At 63.8% G+C, this 14,656-nt stretch carries 17 protein-coding genes; 12 read left to right on the top strand and 5 right to left on the bottom strand.

Annotated elements, in window-relative coordinates:
• The 8 genes from J7573_RS13775 to J7573_RS13740 all read left to right on the top strand — a co-directional run bounded on the left by J7573_RS13775 (position 1) and on the right by J7573_RS13740 (position 6,464).
• Positions 1-402 carry a biopolymer transporter ExbD gene (locus tag J7573_RS13775; protein ID WP_294335617.1) on the top strand — a complete coding sequence of 134 codons (402 nt, stop codon included), beginning with the start codon at positions 1-3 and terminating at the stop codon, positions 400-402.
• 179 nt (positions 403-581) lie between these two features.
• Positions 582-1,163, top strand: coding sequence for an alpha/beta hydrolase (locus J7573_RS13770; protein ID WP_294335616.1), 582 nt, complete (start codon positions 582-584; stop codon positions 1,161-1,163).
• 65 nt (positions 1,164-1,228) lie between these two features.
• The gene (locus J7573_RS13765; protein ID WP_294335615.1) at positions 1,229-2,059 is read left to right on the top strand and encodes a sigma 54-interacting transcriptional regulator; all 831 of its coding nucleotides are present in this window, start codon (positions 1,229-1,231) and stop codon (positions 2,057-2,059) included.
• 175 nt (positions 2,060-2,234) lie between these two features.
• Complete coding sequence (locus J7573_RS13760) at positions 2,235-3,020, top strand: MetQ/NlpA family ABC transporter substrate-binding protein (RefSeq protein WP_294335614.1); 786 nt, start codon at positions 2,235-2,237, stop codon at positions 3,018-3,020.
• Between the two features lie 499 nt (positions 3,021-3,519).
• Positions 3,520-4,185, top strand: coding sequence for an amino acid ABC transporter permease (locus tag J7573_RS13755; RefSeq protein ID WP_294335613.1), 666 nt, complete (start codon positions 3,520-3,522; stop codon positions 4,183-4,185).
• Entirely contained in the window at positions 4,166-4,825 is a 660-nt protein-coding gene (locus tag J7573_RS13750; protein WP_294335612.1) for an amino acid ABC transporter permease, read from the top strand. The genes J7573_RS13755 and J7573_RS13750 overlap by 20 nt, the downstream gene beginning before the upstream one ends.
• Complete coding sequence (locus tag J7573_RS13745; protein ID WP_294335611.1) at positions 4,822-5,595, top strand: amino acid ABC transporter ATP-binding protein; 774 nt, start codon at positions 4,822-4,824, stop codon at positions 5,593-5,595. The genes J7573_RS13750 and J7573_RS13745 overlap by 4 nt, the downstream gene beginning before the upstream one ends.
• Positions 5,592-6,464, top strand: a complete 873-nt coding sequence (locus J7573_RS13740; RefSeq protein WP_294335609.1) for a transporter substrate-binding domain-containing protein — start codon at positions 5,592-5,594, stop codon at positions 6,462-6,464. Before J7573_RS13745 ends, J7573_RS13740 begins: the two co-directional genes overlap by 4 nt.
• Positions 6,465-6,591: 127 nt before the next feature.
• Here J7573_RS13740 and J7573_RS13735 read toward each other — a convergent pair whose 3' ends face one another.
• Positions 6,592-7,410: an alpha/beta hydrolase gene (locus tag J7573_RS13735; RefSeq protein WP_294335607.1), complete on the bottom strand. Its 819-nt coding sequence runs from the start codon at positions 7,408-7,410 to the stop codon at positions 6,592-6,594.
• 38 nt (positions 7,411-7,448) lie between these two features.
• Positions 7,449-9,818, bottom strand: coding sequence for a penicillin acylase family protein (locus J7573_RS13730; RefSeq protein WP_294335606.1), 2,370 nt, complete (start codon positions 9,816-9,818; stop codon positions 7,449-7,451).
• Positions 9,819-9,905: 87 nt separating this feature from the next.
• Between J7573_RS13730 and J7573_RS13725 the strand changes: the two genes are divergently transcribed.
• On the top strand, positions 9,906-10,472 hold the full coding sequence (locus J7573_RS13725) for a sugar O-acetyltransferase (protein ID WP_294335603.1): 567 nt from the start codon (positions 9,906-9,908) through the stop codon (positions 10,470-10,472).
• Here J7573_RS13725 and J7573_RS13720 read toward each other — a convergent pair.
• Complete coding sequence (locus J7573_RS13720) at positions 10,451-11,020, bottom strand: DUF6436 domain-containing protein (RefSeq protein ID WP_294335600.1); 570 nt, start codon at positions 11,018-11,020, stop codon at positions 10,451-10,453. The genes J7573_RS13725 and J7573_RS13720 overlap by 22 nt on opposite strands.
• A 233-nt stretch (positions 11,021-11,253) precedes the next feature.
• Between J7573_RS13720 and J7573_RS13715 the strand changes: the two genes are divergently transcribed.
• Positions 11,254-12,180 carry an alpha/beta hydrolase gene (locus J7573_RS13715; protein WP_294335598.1) on the top strand — a complete coding sequence of 309 codons (927 nt, stop codon included), beginning with the start codon at positions 11,254-11,256 and terminating at the stop codon, positions 12,178-12,180.
• On the opposite strand, the gene J7573_RS13710 is transcribed toward J7573_RS13715, so the two are convergent.
• Entirely contained in the window at positions 12,181-12,933 is a 753-nt protein-coding gene (locus tag J7573_RS13710) for a DUF2059 domain-containing protein (RefSeq protein ID WP_294335597.1), read from the bottom strand. It abuts the gene before it with no gap.
• Between the two features lie 113 nt (positions 12,934-13,046).
• On the opposite strand from J7573_RS13710, the gene J7573_RS13705 reads away from it, so the two are divergent.
• Together J7573_RS13705 and J7573_RS13700 are read left to right on the top strand one after the other, a co-directional pair.
• Positions 13,047-13,679 (top strand): 2OG-Fe(II) oxygenase, encoded by a 633-nt coding sequence (locus tag J7573_RS13705; protein WP_294335740.1) that lies wholly within the window; start codon positions 13,047-13,049, stop codon positions 13,677-13,679.
• A complete protein-coding gene (locus J7573_RS13700) occupies positions 13,666-14,175 on the top strand; it encodes a DUF523 domain-containing protein (RefSeq protein WP_294335595.1) in 510 nt (169 codons plus the stop codon). The genes J7573_RS13705 and J7573_RS13700 overlap by 14 nt, the downstream gene beginning before the upstream one ends.
• Here the strand turns inward: J7573_RS13700 and J7573_RS13695 are convergent.
• Entirely contained in the window at positions 14,114-14,629 is a 516-nt protein-coding gene (locus tag J7573_RS13695; RefSeq protein ID WP_294335593.1) for a transporter substrate-binding domain-containing protein, read from the bottom strand. The two genes, J7573_RS13700 and J7573_RS13695, sit on opposite strands and share 62 nt — an antisense overlap.
• Between the last annotated feature and the right edge of the window lie 27 nt (positions 14,630-14,656).

Genomic DNA, 14,656 nt, shown 5'->3' with positions numbered 1-14,656 from the left:
ATGGCCTTTTCGACCCAGGACAGCGACGAAGTCCTCAGTGAAATCAACGTCACGCCGCTGGTGGACGTCATGCTGGTGCTGCTGGTGGTGTTCATCGTCACCGCGCCACTGCTGACCAACGCCATCCCGATCAACCTGCCCAAGACCGAGGCCGTGGCCCCGTTGGAACAGAAAGACCCGCTGGTGGTGAGCATCGACGGTGGCGGCAAGCTGTTCATCAACAAGGACGAGATCCAGCCGGACCTGCTGGAAACCCGCCTCAAGGCAGCCAAGGACAAGGACGCCGACGTACGCGTGCAACTGCAGGCCGACGATGGCGTGAACTATGGCGAAGTGGCGCGGGCCATGGCCGCGATCGAGCGCGCCGGGATCAGCAAACTGGCGGTAATAACTGCACGGTAATCTTCACCCTCTTCAGGCAAGTGCTCAGGGGCCATATCTCTTGGCAGGGGTTGGCCCCTTTTTTTGCCTGTCGTCTGAAAGTTATTTTGGTTATTAATAAATAGCTTCTTATTCCTTTACGAATATAACTGCCTCCCTATACTGGTCCCCAAGCACGCAAACTTACTGGAGGCGTCCCCATGCGCAATGAGTCGATTCGTTACCTGATTGTGCCGGGCTGGCAAGGATCGCCAGACAACCATTGGCAGAGTCACTGGCAGCGCACGCTGCCCAACAGCGCCCGGGTCGAGCAGCATGACTGGCTCACCCCACAGCGCCGCGACTGGGTCCAAGCGCTGGAGCAGGCGATTGCCGCCGAACGCTCGCCGGTGATTCTGATCGCGCACAGCCTGGGCTGCGTCACCGTCGCCCACTGGGCCGCACAGGCCAGCCCGGCCCAGCTGCGCCGGGTGCGCGGCGCATTGCTGGTGGCCCCGGCGGATGTCGAGCGGCCCACCTGCGCGCCGGCCTTGCGCAACTTCGCGCCGATCCCGCTGCAGGCGCTGCCGTTCCCCAGCCAGGTGGTCAGCTCCGACAACGATCCGGCAGTGAGCGTGCCGCGTGCGCTGTACCTGGCCCAGGCCTGGGGCGCCGAGGCGGGCCTGCTGAGCAATGCCGGGCACATCAACGTCAAGTCCGGCCACGAGCGCTGGGAACAAGGCTTCGCCTACCTGTATCGCCTGCAAAGCCGGGTCGAGCAGCGCGCATTGCGCCGCGCCTGATCGGCCCCGACCGTTCACCGTTTGCCTGACGCCCGGCCACCGATGGCCTGGGGCGGGAGTTCGTCATGACTTTTCAAAGCCCTTTCGGCCAGCCGCTGCTGACCTTCCCTGAACTGGACAAGAGCCCCCTGAGCATCCGTGCCAAGGCGCTGGTGTTCATCGACCCGCGTTCGCAGCAGCTGCGCCAGGCCCTGGAGCAGCTGGCGCCGCAACCGGTGCCGGTGTTGATCCGCGGCGAGACCGGTACCGGCAAGGAACTGCTGGCCCGGCAGATCCACCGGGCCAGCGACCGCTCCGGCCTGTTCGTCTCGGTCAACTGCGCGGCCATCAGCCCGACCTATGCCGACGCCGAGCTGTTCGGCTACAGCGCCGGCAGCCAGGGCGGCACGGCCAGCAGCCGCGCCGGCTGGTTCGGCTCGGCCAATGGCGGCACCTTGTACCTGGACGAGATCGCCGACTTGCCGTTGGCGATCCAGGGCAAGCTGCTGGCGGCGTTGGAAAACCGCGAGGTCACCCGTGTCGGCGCGCAGCAGCCACAGCCGGTGGATGTGCGCCTGGTGGCCGCGACCAGCATCGACCTGGCGCGGGTGGTGAAGGCCGGGCGCTTCAACGAGCGCCTTTACCAGTACCTGCGCGAGGGTGCGCTGGAGCTGCCGCCGCTGCGCGAGCGCCCGGGCGATATCCTGCCGCTGGCCGAGTACTTCGCAGGTATCTACAGCGTGCGCCTGCAGCGCCCGCTGGCGTTGATCAGCGAGGCCGCGCAGCAGGTGCTGGAGGCGCATGCCTGGCCGGGCAACACCCGCGAACTGGAGAACGTGATCCACTTCGCGCTGTTGGTGAACGACGGGGACGAGCTGCTACCGGATGACCTCGACCTGCCCAACCCCGCAGGCTAGACGAGCTAATAAGCAAACCGGATGGTGGCAGTTTGTTTTTGGAATAAGCAGCTAATTAAAAGATATTGTTACGGAATAAAAAATCTCGGTATCGTCCGTTTCACGCCCCCCAGTGAAACGGTTGGGCACCCGACTTCGCCATCCGCGATGGCTCAGAACCAGAACAAGGAACACCATGAAGAAGACCCTGCTGACCACTGCCCTGGCCGCCGCCCTGTCGTTCGCTGGCCTGGCCTCTGCCGCCGAGAAACTGGTGGTTGCCGCCACCCCGGTACCGCACGCCGAGATCCTTGAGCTGATCAAGCCGACCTTGGCCAAGGAAGGTGTGGATCTGCAGATCAAGGTCTTCACCGACTACGTGCAGCCGAACGTGCAGGTTGACCAGAAGCGCCTGGACGCCAACTACTTCCAGACCCTGCCTTACCTGCAGAGCTTCAACGAAGGCAAGGGCACTCACCTGGAAACCGTGGTCGGCGTGCACGTCGAGCCGTTCGGTGGCTACTCGAAGAAGGTCAAGAGCCTGAGCGAGCTGAAAGACGGCGCTACCGTTGCCATCCCGAACGAAGGTAGCAACAGCGGCCGTGCACTGATCCTGCTGCAGAAGGCCGGCCTGATCACCCTGAAGGATCCGAAGAACGCCCTGGCGACCCCGAAAGACATCGCCGAGAACCCGAAGAAACTGAAGTTCCGCGAGCTTGAGTCGGCCATGCTGCCGCGCGTGCTGGACCAGGTCGACCTGGACATGATCAACACCAACTACGCCCTGGAAGCCGGCCTGAACCCGGCCAAGGATGCGCTGGTGATCGAAGGCAGCGACTCGCCGTACGTGAACTTCCTGGTCGCCCGCCCGGACAACAAGAACAGCGAGGCCATCCAGAAGCTGGCCAAGGCGCTGACCAGCCCTGAGGTGAAGGAATTCATCGCCAAGAAGTACCAGGGTGCGGTGCTGCCTGCGTTCTGATTGTTTGATGGCTGTATGAAAACGCCGACGCATTTGCGTCGGCGTTTTTGTGTGTGGCGAGTGCAGTGTTATGCATTGGACTCACCGTCCTCTTCGCGGGCTTGCCCGCTCCCACAGGTACTGCGTTGCCTGGGAGGCATGTGCGATCCCTGTGGGAGCGGGCGAGCCCGCGAAGAGGCCAGGACAGGCTTATGCCAATCGCGGTCCACCCAAGGCCCGGCGCAGTGCCAGCAGCCACAGCAGTTGTTCGTTTGAATCAGGCGAGCAGGGGCTAGTCATCGTTATCGTCCTTGTGGGTGATGGCCTTGCAAGTCACGGTCTGAAGCTGTTTGAGAGGCGTGTTGCAGAAAAGTTTCGATAGCCCGGCCAGTGATATCAATATGCAATAAAGGTATTTATAAAAAGTTTTTTATACCTTTAGAGTCTACTGATCGCGCCTGGCGCATCGTTCAGACTTCCCTATGTCGTACTCTGCAAACCGGGTGTCGAGGCCAAATCCATGACCTTCGACACTGCTTTCATTCTCGGCACATTGCCAGCATTCTTCAAGGCCGTCGGCGTGACCTTGCAGGTCGGCCTGATCGCCATCGCCACCTCGCTGCTGGTGGCGCTGCTCAATGCCACGATCCTGGTGCTGCGCACGCCCTGCCTGCGGCACCTGGTCAAAGGTTACGTGGAACTCGCACGCAACACGCCGCTGCTGATCCAGCTGTTCTTCGTCTATTTCGCCTTGCCCAGCCTGGGCCTGAAGATCTCCGGTTTTGCTGCAGCAATCATCACCATGACCTTCATGGGCGGTGCCTACCTCACCGAGGTGCTGCGTGCCGGTGTCGAGGCCGTGCCGCGTGCGCAGCTGGAATCGGGCCGCTCCATCGGGCTTTCGGAAGGCCAGTTGCTGCGCCATGTGATCCTGCCGCAGGCCGGCATCCTCAGCCTGCCGGCGCTGTTCGCCAACTTCGTCTTCCTGCTCAAGGAAACTACCGTGGTCTCGGCCGTGGCGGTGCCTGAAATCCTCTACACCACGAAGAACTACATCGCCCTGTACTACAAGACCTACGAGATGCTCGCGGTGCTGACGCTGCTCTGCGTGCTGCTGTTCCTGCCGCTGTCGCTGCTGCTGCGCTACCTGGAAAGGAGGCTGCAACATGGCCAGTTCGGCAACTGAGCTGCTGCTGACGTCATTGCCGCTGCTGGCCAAGGGGGCGGCGCAGACACTGGCCATCTCGGCGCTGGGGATTGCCTTCGCAACGCTCGGTGGCGTGCTGTACGGCACGCTGGCGACGCTGGGCAACCGGCTGCTGAACGTCACCTTGCAGGTGTACCTGGAGTTGTTCCGGGCGATCCCGGTGCTGGTCTGGCTGTACCTGGTGTTCTTCGGTTTGCCGATCTTCTTCGCCCTGAGCATTCCCAGCTTCTGGTGCGCAGTGCTGGTGCTGGGCCTGTGGGGTGCCAGCGAGGTCGGCGAGGTGGTGCGCGGGGCGTTGCAATCGCTGCCGCGTGGGCAACGTGAGGCCGGGCTGTCGATCGGCCTGTCCGCCGGCCAGGTCTACGGCTACGTGCTGCTGCCCCAGGCGCTCAAGCGCATGACACCGCCGACCATCAATATCTACACGCGGATCATCAAGACCAGCTCGCTGGCGGTGCTGATCGGCGTGGTCGAAGTGATCAAGGCCGGCCAGCAGATCATCGAGCGCACCTACGAGTCGCTGCTGATCTACACCGTGCTGTTCCTGTTCTTCTTCATCGTCTGCTACCCGCTGTCCGCCGCCTCGCGCGTGCTGGAGCGCCGCTGGGCTCACTCATGACCGCACTGATCGAATTCCAGGGTTTCAACAAGTATTTCGGCGCGCACCAGGTGCTGAACAACGTCGACCTCAAGGTCCGCACTGGCGAGGTGGTGGTGATCCTCGGCCCCAGCGGCTGCGGCAAGAGCACCTTGCTGCGTTGCCTGAATGGGCTGGAAGAAGCGCACAGCGGGCACCTGCGCCTGGAGGGCCAGGAACTGTTGAGCGCGGATACCGACTGGCGCCAGGTGCGCCAGCGGGTGGGCATGGTGTTCCAGAGCTATCACCTGTTCGGCCACATGAGCGTGATGGACAACCTGCTGCTCGGCCCGCTCAAGGTACAGAAGCGTGAACGCGTCGAAGCCCAGGCTCAGGCCGAAGCGCTGTTGGCGCGGGTCGGCCTGCTGGACAAGCGCGACGCCTACCCGCGGCAGTTGTCCGGTGGCCAGCAGCAGCGCATCGCCATCGTCCGTTCGCTGTGCATGAACCCGCAGGTGATGCTGTTCGACGAGGTTACCGCAGCGCTCGACCCGGAAATGGTCAAGGAAGTGCTGCAGGTGATCCAGGGCCTGGCCCGCGACGGCATGACCTTGCTCATCGTGACCCACGAAATGGCCTTCGCCCGAGCGGTGGCCGACCGAATCGTGTTCATGGAGGCCGGCAGGATCCTTGAACAGAGCGACCCCGAGAGCTTCTTCAGCCAACCGCGGACCGCACGCGCGCAGCAGTTCCTGGACAAATTCTCCTTTGTCGAAAGCCTGCCGAAGACAACGCAAAAGGAACTGTCATGAAAACTGCCCCACTTACCAAACTGCTGGCGCCGTTGTTCGGCCTGGCCCTGCTGGCCGGCTGCAACAAGGCCGAAGAGCCACCCAAGCCGGCCGCTGCATCGCCGGCCAGCAGCTACCTGGAAACCATCAAGGCCCGCGACAGGCTGATCGTCGGCGTGTTCACCGACAAGCCGCCGTTCGGCTTCGTCGACGCGAGTGGCCGCTATGTGGGCTTCGACACCGACATCGGCCGGCGTCTGGCCAAGGACCTGCTGGGCGACGAGAGCAAGGTGGAGTTCGTCGCCGTCGAGCCGGCCAGCCGTATTCCGTTCCTGCAGAGTGACAAGGTCGACCTGATTCTCGCCAACATGACCGTAACCCCGGAACGCAAGGAGGCGGTGGACTTCACCAATCCCAACCTGCGCGTGGCCGTGCAGGCCATCGTTGCCGACGGCAGCCCGGTGCAGAAGCTCGATGACCTGGCGGACAAGACCATCATCGTCACCACCGGTACCACGGCCGATATCTGGCTGACCAGGAATCACCCGGACTGGAAGCTGCTCAAGTTCGAGAAGAACAGCGAGTCGTTGCAAGCACTGGCCAATGGCCGTGGCGATGCCTATGCCCAGGACAACCTGATCCTGTTCAGCTGGGCCAAGCAGAACCCGGGCTACCGTGTGTTGCCGCAGTTGCTGGGTGAGGAGGCGCCGATTGCGCCGGCAGTGAAGAAGGGCAACACCGAACTGCGCGACTGGGTGAATGCCGAGCTGGCCAAGCTGGGGGAGGAGAAATTTCTGCTGAAGCTGTATGACCAGTATGTGCGCAAGGAGCTGAGCGATGACACCAAGCCGGAGAGCGTGATCGTCGAAGGCGGCAAGTGGCAGGGTTGATCGGGTAATTGCGGCCGTTGTGGGAGCGGGCGCGCCCGCGAAACTGGCGACGCGGTGTATGGCACCGGCTTCCGGTGTTCGCGGGCATGCCCGCTCCCACAAGGGCCGCAAAGCGGCCCCGGCAGTTTCAAGCTTTGCGCGGCAGCCAGTTCAACAAGAATTCATTCACCACCTTGGGGTTCTCCAGGCTGGAGATATGCCCCGCAAACGGAATCTGCGCTGCCAGGCAGCCAATGATCCGCGCCATCTCGCTGGACTCTTCAGGCGGACGCGGAATGTCTTGGTCACCACAGACCACGATGGTCTTGTCACCCTTCAGCTCACCCAGCCGCCCCAGCAGGTCCGGCCGCCCGAAGATCACCCGCCCCATCGGGTCGAGGCTGTTGCGAATCACCTCGGCACTGCTTGCCTTCAACGCCGCCCGGAAGCCGTCGCGCACCTCGGGCACCGTCTGCCCACCGGCATGGAAGAAGATCGGCACGACGATATCCAGCAGTGGCTCGGGGAACAAACCCGCCGCACTCGCCGCATCCAGCAAGCCGAAGTACTTCAGCCGGGTCGCCTCCGGTTCGGCACCGAGGTAGGTGTCCATCAGCACCAGACGGTCGACGCGCTCGGGGTGTTCGATGGCCAACTGCGCGCCCCACATGCCGCCAACCGACAGGCCGACCAGGTGGCATTTGGCGATATCCAGCGCATCCAGCAGTGCCAGGTGCTGACGGGCCAGGGCGCTCATGTCGGTGGTAGTGGCGGGTGGAGCATCGGAGTCACCGTGGCCCCAGAGTTCGGGGACGATGACCCGGAAATGTTCAGACAGCGCGTCGATCTGTGGCTGCCACATCTCGGCCGACCACAGGTAGCTGTGACCAAGCAGCACCGGGAAGCCCTGGCCCTGGTCGACATAGCTCATGCGTGCGCCGTCGATTTCGATGAAGTGTTTTTGCATGGATAAGTCTCTGCAGCAAGTTTCAAGGGTGTTCAAGGTTACTCACCGGTGCCGGGAACAAGCCTGAGGGTGCTCTGTGCCGGGATCACGGCCATCTGCGCCCGCTGGTACTTCCCTTCTACATACCCTTCGGCCTGGTCGGCGAAATGCCGGTCGAACGGCACGCCGCTCTGCCCCACTGGATTGCTGGTCAATGCCTGGCCAGCATCCGCGAAATCGATCAGGCGCCGGGTCGACGGGCCATAGGTCACTGGCCAGGGCGCCGGGCCAATCTTCGCCGACAGATTGTTGGGAACCTCATGAGTGCCGGGGGCGGCAAACGGGCCGACATTGAACAGCAGGTTCAGTGGCTTTTTCGCGCCCAGTGGATGGTTGTGGGTCAGGGTATGGGCCTTGCCCCATTGCCAGTTGGCCGGGTCCTTGCCGAGGGTCTCACGCAAGTGGCCAAGGCTCTTCTGCCAGGCCACGCGCACGATGGCGGTGCGGTCAGTGCGCTGGTTGGCGCCGCGGGTGTTCCACCAGGCTGAATCGGCGTCGGCGGCCAGGCGCGGCAGTGCGGCATCGATGGCGCGGGTGCTGATCAGCACCGGGAACCAGGTGTCGCCCAGCTCGTCATGCAGCGCGGCATAGGCCAGTTCGTAGAGAAACTGGTTGAACAGTGTGGCGCTGGTGGAGTCCAGCGGATAGTCGCCGCGCCAGGCGGCCAGCTGCTCGACCAGTTCCTTTTCCTCGTCACCCTGGGCGATCTGGCGCAGGGTCGCCAACAAGGGCGCCAAGGTACGGGGGCCGTAATCGCTGGCCGTATCGAGCTGTAACGCCTGGCTGTTCTGCGTGTCCCACTTCACCTCCGGGTTGGCCAGCTGGCGATCGAGCTGGCGGCCACGGTCGGGGAGGTTGTAGTAGCCGGGTATCGGCACCACGGCCTGTGGCTGGAAATTGGCTGAGACGATGTAGCCGCTGGCCGGGTTCTCCTGCTGCGGGTTGACGCTGAACGGGTAGAAACCGGGTTTGTCGGCCTGGCTGCTGGCGCCGTCGAGGATGAACGCCGGGTTCACACCGTCCGGGCGGATCGGCAACTTCGCCGCTGCCCACCAGCCGATATCGCCCCGGGCATTGGCCCAGACGAAGTTCAGCCCCGGTGCCTGCACCTTGGCCGCCGCTTCGCGCATCTTGCCCAGGGTGTCGGCGCGATTGAGCTGGTAGAAACCTTCGAGAATCGGGTTCTCGGTTTCGAGGAATGCCCACCACATGGCAATCGGCGTGGTCCCGGCCGTCGCGCCGAGGACGTCGTTGACGATAGGCCCGTGGGGTGAGCGGCGCAGGTTGATGGTGACCGGTTGCTCGCCTTTGACTGCAATCTGCTGCTCGGTCTTCTCCAGTGTGCGCCACTGGCCATCGACCATGACCTGCTCAGCGTTGGCAGGGTTGGTCTTTTCCGCGATCAGGTCGACATCATCGTTCTGGAACATGGTCAGGCTCCAGCCGAAGTCACGGTTGTGGCCCAGCATTGCGAACGGGTTCAGCGCCTGGAAGTAGCCATACAGGTTGAAACCTGGCGCTGACAGCTCGGCCTCGTACCAGACGGCGGGCACGGCAAAACTGATGTGCGGGTCGCCGGCCAGCAAGGGTTTGCCGCTGCGGGTGCGGCTGCCGGATACGGCCCAGGCGTTGCTGCCTTCGAACTGCGGAATGCCGGCTTCGACCAGCGCTGCGTGGCTGGCGCGGGCCACGGCTTCGAGGCTTTGCCAGTCGGCCGCCGCCAGTGGCGTGCCCAGTGCGCCCTGCAGCTGCCAGTCGAGGTCGAAGATCTTCAGGTATTGCGGGCCAAGCTGGTCGCGGATGTAGGTCAGTGCCGGTTCGGTGCGAAAAGCTGCGGCGAAGCTGTAGGCCAGGTAGCCGGCGATGCTCAGGGTGTCTTCGGCAGTGAACGGTCGTGGCGTGATGCCGATCAGGTCGAACTCCATCGGTTTGGGGTGGCTGGCCTGCCAGGCGTTGACGCCCTCGAGGTAGGCCTGCAAAGCCTGCCAGGCGGGTGACTGGTGGTCCTGGCGCTGGGCCATGAGTGCGGCCTGTTCGCGAATGCGCAGGCTGCGGAACAGCGTATCGGTGGGCAACAGCTTGTCGCCCAGCACTTCTGCCAGCTCGCCACGGGCCAGGCGGCGCATGATCTCCATCTGGAACAATCGGTCCTGGGCATGCACATAGCCCAGGGCGCGGTACAGGTCCGCTTCGCTCTGTGCTTGCAGATGGGGCACGCCACGGGTGTCGTAGCGCACGCTGACCGGTGACTGCAAGCCGGCCATGGCCACCTCGCCCTCGCGCTGCGGCAACTTGCCGTGCACGTACCAGTAACCGGCACCAGCGGCCACGGCGACGACTACGGCCAACAGGGTCAGGCTGCGCTTCATCGAGACTCCTTGTGCATTCGAGCGGAAACTGTGGTCCGATCATCGACGGATTCGCGAACAGAGCATAGCCCCCTGGAAGGAGTTTCCATGTCCCTCAGCGAAAAACAGAAAATGCTCACAGGCCAGCTCTATCACGCCGGCTGCCCCGAGCTGCAGGCCGAGCAGATTGCCAACAAGCACTGGATGCACCGTTACAACAACAGCGTCGAACTGCTCAACGACGCGCGCAACGGACTGCTCGCCGAGCACTTCGGCCATGTGGGCGAGGGCGCGGTGATCCGCCCACCGTTTTACTGCGACTACGGCTACAACATCAGCGTCGGGCGGAACACGTTCATGAACTTCAACTGCGTGATACTCGACGTCGTGCCGGTAAGCATCGGCGACGACTGCCAGATCGGTCCCAACGTGCAGATCTATACGGCCGACCACCCGCTCGACCCTGAGTTGCGCCGTAGCGGTCTGGAGAGTGGGCGACCGGTGACCATCGGCAGCAACGTGTGGATCGGCGGTGCGGCGATCATTCTGCCGGGGGTGACCATTGGTGACAACGCCATCGTGGGTGCCGGCAGTGTGGTGACCCGTGATGTGCCGGCGGGGGCGACTGTAATGGGCAATCCGGCGCGGATGCGTCAGCCGGCCCAGGGGCAATAGCAGCCCACGGCCAGCGTATTGGAGGCGGTGACGTTGCGGCCGGCCAATAGCGCCTTGAGGATCGGTTCAATGAAGCTGTTGCTGGCGTTGCACACCGCGCCTTCGCTGTAGGGGCCGAAGTAGGCGAGGTTGCCCTGGCGGTCCCAGATGGCCACGGCGGGGGAGGCGGGCAGGTGCTCGCTGCCTGGCAAGTGGGTAATGGGTTGCAGGCTGCTCAGGTTGGCGGGTAGCTGGCCGTGGCTGCCCGCCTTCTGCACCACGTGGAAGGTCACGCCTTGACCTGCGAACTGCGTAATCAAGTCGCCAAGGTGCTGCTGATTGCCAACGTTGCACGGGCAGGCCGGGTCCCAGAAGTGCACCACGCGAATCGGGCCGGGGCCGGCGAGTTCGGGGGGCAGTTGCAGCTGGCTGCCGTCGAACAGCGTGGTCTGGTTGTCGAACGGGCGCAGATAGCGGGACTGGAAGGTGGTGTAGGCCTGCCAGAGCACGGCAACGCCGATCATTAGGGCGATTGCTGCGCAGATCTGTTTGATGATTCGAGTCTTCATGGAGTTTCCGCGATCCCCTGTAGGAGCGGCCTTGTGTCGCGAAAGGGGTGCGCAGCGCCCCCGGGCTTCATGCATCAAGCAGATATTGCCGGGGCCGCTGTGCGGCCCTTTCGCGACACAAGGCCGCTCCCACAAGGGATCGGTGGTGTTGATCGATGGTGAGCAAGCTTGCCACGGCGCCGGCCAGAGCTGAATATCCCAGATCAATACTCGCTCCGCCTTGGATGTACCCGATGCCCGCTGCCTTTCACCCCGATACCCTGCGTGCCAGCCTCGCCCCTTTGGTCAAACGCCAGCCGTTGTCCACGCAGGCGCAGGACTATCAGCGCTTCTATGGCCTGAACCTGTCGGCGCAGAGCTGGCTGGGCGGTTTCCAGGCGGCGGGGTTCGAGCTGGTCGGGCAGGTCTGGCTGCCGGAAAAGCCCGTCGCGACGCTGTTCCTGCTGCACGGCTACTACGACCACATGGGCCTCTATCGGCACGTGATCGAGTGGGCGTTGAAGCTCGGTTATGCGGTGATCAGCTGTGACTTGCCAGGCCACGGCTTGTCCAGTGGCGAGCGCGCCAGCATCAGTGACTTCGCCGTGTACCAGCAGGTGCTGGAGGCCTTGTTCGAACAGGCACGTGGCCTTGGGCTGCCACGCCCCTGGCACCTCTGCGGGCAGAGCACCGGTGGCGCCATTGCCGTGGATCACCTGCTGCACCAAGGTGACCGCAGCCCGATCGATGGCGAGGTGATCCTGCTGGCGCCGCTGGTTCGGCCGCGCTCGTGGCGCTGGTCGAAGTTCAGCTATCGGGTACTGCGCCACTTCGTCAACGGCATCGAGCGGCGCTTCAGCGAGAACACCAACGACCCGACGTTCCTGCCCTTCCTCGAAGCCGACCCGCTGCAACCGAGGCGGCTGCCTACGGCCTGGGTCGGCGCGTTGATCGCCTGGGTCAAGCGTCTCGAGGCGGCGCCGCATTGCGCGCGGCGGCCGTTGATCGTGCAAGGGGAAGCGGATGGTACGGTGGATTGGCCCCACAACCTCGAAGTGCTCAAGGCCAAGTTCAGCGAGCCGCAGATCCTGATGTTGCCCGAAGCTCGCCATCACCTGGCCAACGAGCTGCCGGACATTCGCCGGCGCTACTTCGACTTCATCAAGCAGCGCCTGGGCTGATCACTTGAGGTCGGCGCTGTTCTGGCCCACCGCCAGGCCGGCACGCACCGCAGCCACGGCGGCCTGGTAATAGGCCTTGCCGTCTGGCGACTCGGCGAAGGTGGCGAATTCTTCCAGCTCATCGTCGGACAGGTCGCGGTAGACGTAGAGCAGGGTGTTGTTCAGGTCTTCGCCGATCTGTCCCATCAGCCGCTGGCGCTGGCCGTCGAGCAGGCTTTGAGCCTGGCTGGCGCCGAACAGGCCAGGGATCATCGAGCTAAGGCTGTCGGCGGCCACCCCGGCGATCGCCAGGCTGACTTCGGCACCAGCTTCGCGGGCTGGCAGGGCCTGGGCCAGGTGGCCGATGACCAGCATGCGGTTGTCGCTGGCCTGCATCTTCGGCAAGCCCTTGGCGTTCTTGGCCAGTTGGTCCTTGCGCGTGGCCAGCAGTTCGGCGGCGACAATCTTGCGCCCCAGCGGCGACTGGAAGAAGGCCAGGGCCGGCGCCGGGTTGGGCAACGTGCTTCGCAGTTTGGCCAAGGCACGGTTGTCCATTGCCTGGGCCTGGAAGCGCTGGTTGCTGTTGTTGACCAGCGCCTGGTAAACCGCAGGCGGCAGGCTGCTGCGGTAGCGCTGTTGGGCGGCGCTCACGGCATCGGAAAAATGGGCGCGCTGGTCGGGCCAGCCGGCGGCCTTGTACAGTTGATCGAGGCTGTCTGCCCAGACAGGCATGGTGCAGATCATCAGCAGAAGCAGGGAAAACAGACGGTGCATTCAGGACTCCTGTCGGCAGGTGGCTATTGTCCTAGGCCCGGCGCCGTTTTGTCGAGCAATCCGAACGCTTCTCAGCCAAGTGGCGCTGTGCGCCGACAGGGCGAATGGATATGATGCGCGCCATGCACATCTCCCCCGAAAACCCGATGCTTGCGGCCGTCGTCGACGATCTGGCCACCCATGGCTGGTCGCAGCAGGCGCTCTTTCTGCCTGGCGACCTGGTGCGCGCGTTGGCGACCGAATGCCGGCGCCGTGATGCCGAAGGCGAACTCAACCCGGCCGGGGTGGGGCGCGGTGACGCCCAGGAGGTACGCGAGAGCATTCGCGGCGACCAGATCCAGTGGATCGACCCTGGCCAGGCCGAGGCCTGCGACCAGTACCTGGCAGCCATGGACCAGTTGCGTCAGGCCATCAACCAGGGCTTGTTCCTTGGCCTGGAAGATTTCGAGTGCCACTTCGCCCTGTACCCACCGGGGGCGTTCTATCGCCGGCACCTGGACCGCTTCCGCGACGATGACCGGCGCATGGTGTCGGCGGTGCTTTATCTCAACGAAGACTGGCAGCCGGAAGACGGCGGGCAACTGCGTATGTTCCTGGCGGATGATGTCGAGCACGATGTGCAGCCGGTGGCGGGCTGCCTGGCGATTTTCCTTTCCGGTGAAGTGCCGCACGAGGTACTGCCAGCCAGGCGCGAGCGCCTGTCGTTGACCGGCTGGTTCCGGCGCCGTGGCAATGACCCGTTCTGATCTGCCCAAGGTACTGGTGAGCGCCTGCCTGCTGGGGCAGCCGGTGCGCTATGACGGCCGGGCCAGCGGGCATCCTGATTTATTGCAGCAGTGGCAGGCCGAAGGGCGTGTGGTGCCACTGTGCCCCGAGGTGGCTGGCGGCTTGCCGACACCGCGCCCGCCGGCGGAGATCCCCGGTGGCCAGGGCGCGCAGGTGCTCGATGGCGGGGCGCAGGTGCTGACAGTGACCGGTGAGGACGTCAGTACCGAGTTTCTGGCCGGGGCGCAGCAGGCGCTGGCATTGGTGCAGCGGCATGGCATTCGGGTGGCGGTGCTGAAGGCGGGTAGCCCTTCGTGCGGCAACCGGTTGGTCTACGATGGCACCTTCAGTGGGGTGAAGGTGCCAGGCGAAGGAGTTGCCGCAGCCTTGCTGCGGCGTGCTGGGGTACAGGTGTTCAGTGAGTTGGAGCTGGAGCAAGCGCAGCAGGCGTTGGCTGAGCTGGCTGCAGGTTGCTGAACCACTTCTGTTCCAGCTCCGCCGTACGGCCACTGCTCTTCAGGCGATCAAGTGCATTGTTCACCGCGCTTTCGAACGCCGGGTTGTCCTTCTGGAACGGAATCACCAGCTTCTTTTCGCCAAATGCCTGGCTCACGTCGAATGGGCCATCGGCCTTGGGCGACTCGCTCGACGGGATCAGCGAGACGTCATACTTGCCACTTTCCACGCCCGGCAGCACTTCCGCTGACGTCGCCTCGACGAATTCGGCGCGCAGGTCCAGTTCCCGGGCCAGGTCCTGGCCGAACTCGATTTCAAAGCCAGTCAGGCGGTCGTTTTCCTTGAACGAATAGGGCGCGTTATCGGCCTGTACGGCAATGCGCAATTCGCCCCGGTCGGCAATTTCGTCTATCAGCTCGGCCTGAGCCAATGGCGTGATCAGTACTGCCAGCAGTACGCCTATGGTCGAACGCATGTAGTGCCCCTTTTTCTTAAGCAGATG

Origin of the sequence: Pseudomonas sp., from assembly GCF_017744435.1 — a bacterium.
GTDB lineage: Bacteria > Pseudomonadota > Gammaproteobacteria > Pseudomonadales > Pseudomonadaceae > Aquipseudomonas.
Note: the sequence above shows the minus strand (reverse complement) of the source record. Positions and strands in the feature narration are given on the sequence as shown.

Coding starts and splice junctions, on each gene's coding strand:
- J7573_RS13775 (WP_294335617.1), top strand. CDS start 1: ATGGCCTTTTCGACCCAGGACAGCGACGAAGTCCTCAGTGAAATCAAC.
- J7573_RS13770 (WP_294335616.1), top strand. CDS start 582: ATGCGCAATGAGTCGATTCGTTACCTGATTGTGCCGGGCTGGCAAGGA.
- J7573_RS13765 (WP_294335615.1), top strand. CDS start 1,229: ATGACTTTTCAAAGCCCTTTCGGCCAGCCGCTGCTGACCTTCCCTGAA.
- J7573_RS13760 (WP_294335614.1), top strand. CDS start 2,235: ATGAAGAAGACCCTGCTGACCACTGCCCTGGCCGCCGCCCTGTCGTTC.
- J7573_RS13755 (WP_294335613.1), top strand. CDS start 3,520: ATGACCTTCGACACTGCTTTCATTCTCGGCACATTGCCAGCATTCTTC.
- J7573_RS13750 (WP_294335612.1), top strand. CDS start 4,166: ATGGCCAGTTCGGCAACTGAGCTGCTGCTGACGTCATTGCCGCTGCTG.
- J7573_RS13745 (WP_294335611.1), top strand. CDS start 4,822: ATGACCGCACTGATCGAATTCCAGGGTTTCAACAAGTATTTCGGCGCG.
- J7573_RS13740 (WP_294335609.1), top strand. CDS start 5,592: ATGAAAACTGCCCCACTTACCAAACTGCTGGCGCCGTTGTTCGGCCTG.
- J7573_RS13735 (WP_294335607.1), bottom strand. CDS start 7,410: ATGCAAAAACACTTCATCGAAATCGACGGCGCACGCATGAGCTATGTC.
- J7573_RS13730 (WP_294335606.1), bottom strand. CDS start 9,818: ATGAAGCGCAGCCTGACCCTGTTGGCCGTAGTCGTCGCCGTGGCCGCT.
- J7573_RS13725 (WP_294335603.1), top strand. CDS start 9,906: ATGTCCCTCAGCGAAAAACAGAAAATGCTCACAGGCCAGCTCTATCAC.
- J7573_RS13720 (WP_294335600.1), bottom strand. CDS start 11,020: ATGAAGACTCGAATCATCAAACAGATCTGCGCAGCAATCGCCCTAATG.
- J7573_RS13715 (WP_294335598.1), top strand. CDS start 11,254: ATGCCCGCTGCCTTTCACCCCGATACCCTGCGTGCCAGCCTCGCCCCT.
- J7573_RS13710 (WP_294335597.1), bottom strand. CDS start 12,933: ATGCACCGTCTGTTTTCCCTGCTTCTGCTGATGATCTGCACCATGCCT.
- J7573_RS13705 (WP_294335740.1), top strand. CDS start 13,047: ATGCGCGCCATGCACATCTCCCCCGAAAACCCGATGCTTGCGGCCGTC.
- J7573_RS13700 (WP_294335595.1), top strand. CDS start 13,666: ATGACCCGTTCTGATCTGCCCAAGGTACTGGTGAGCGCCTGCCTGCTG.
- J7573_RS13695 (WP_294335593.1), bottom strand. CDS start 14,629: ATGCGTTCGACCATAGGCGTACTGCTGGCAGTACTGATCACGCCATTG.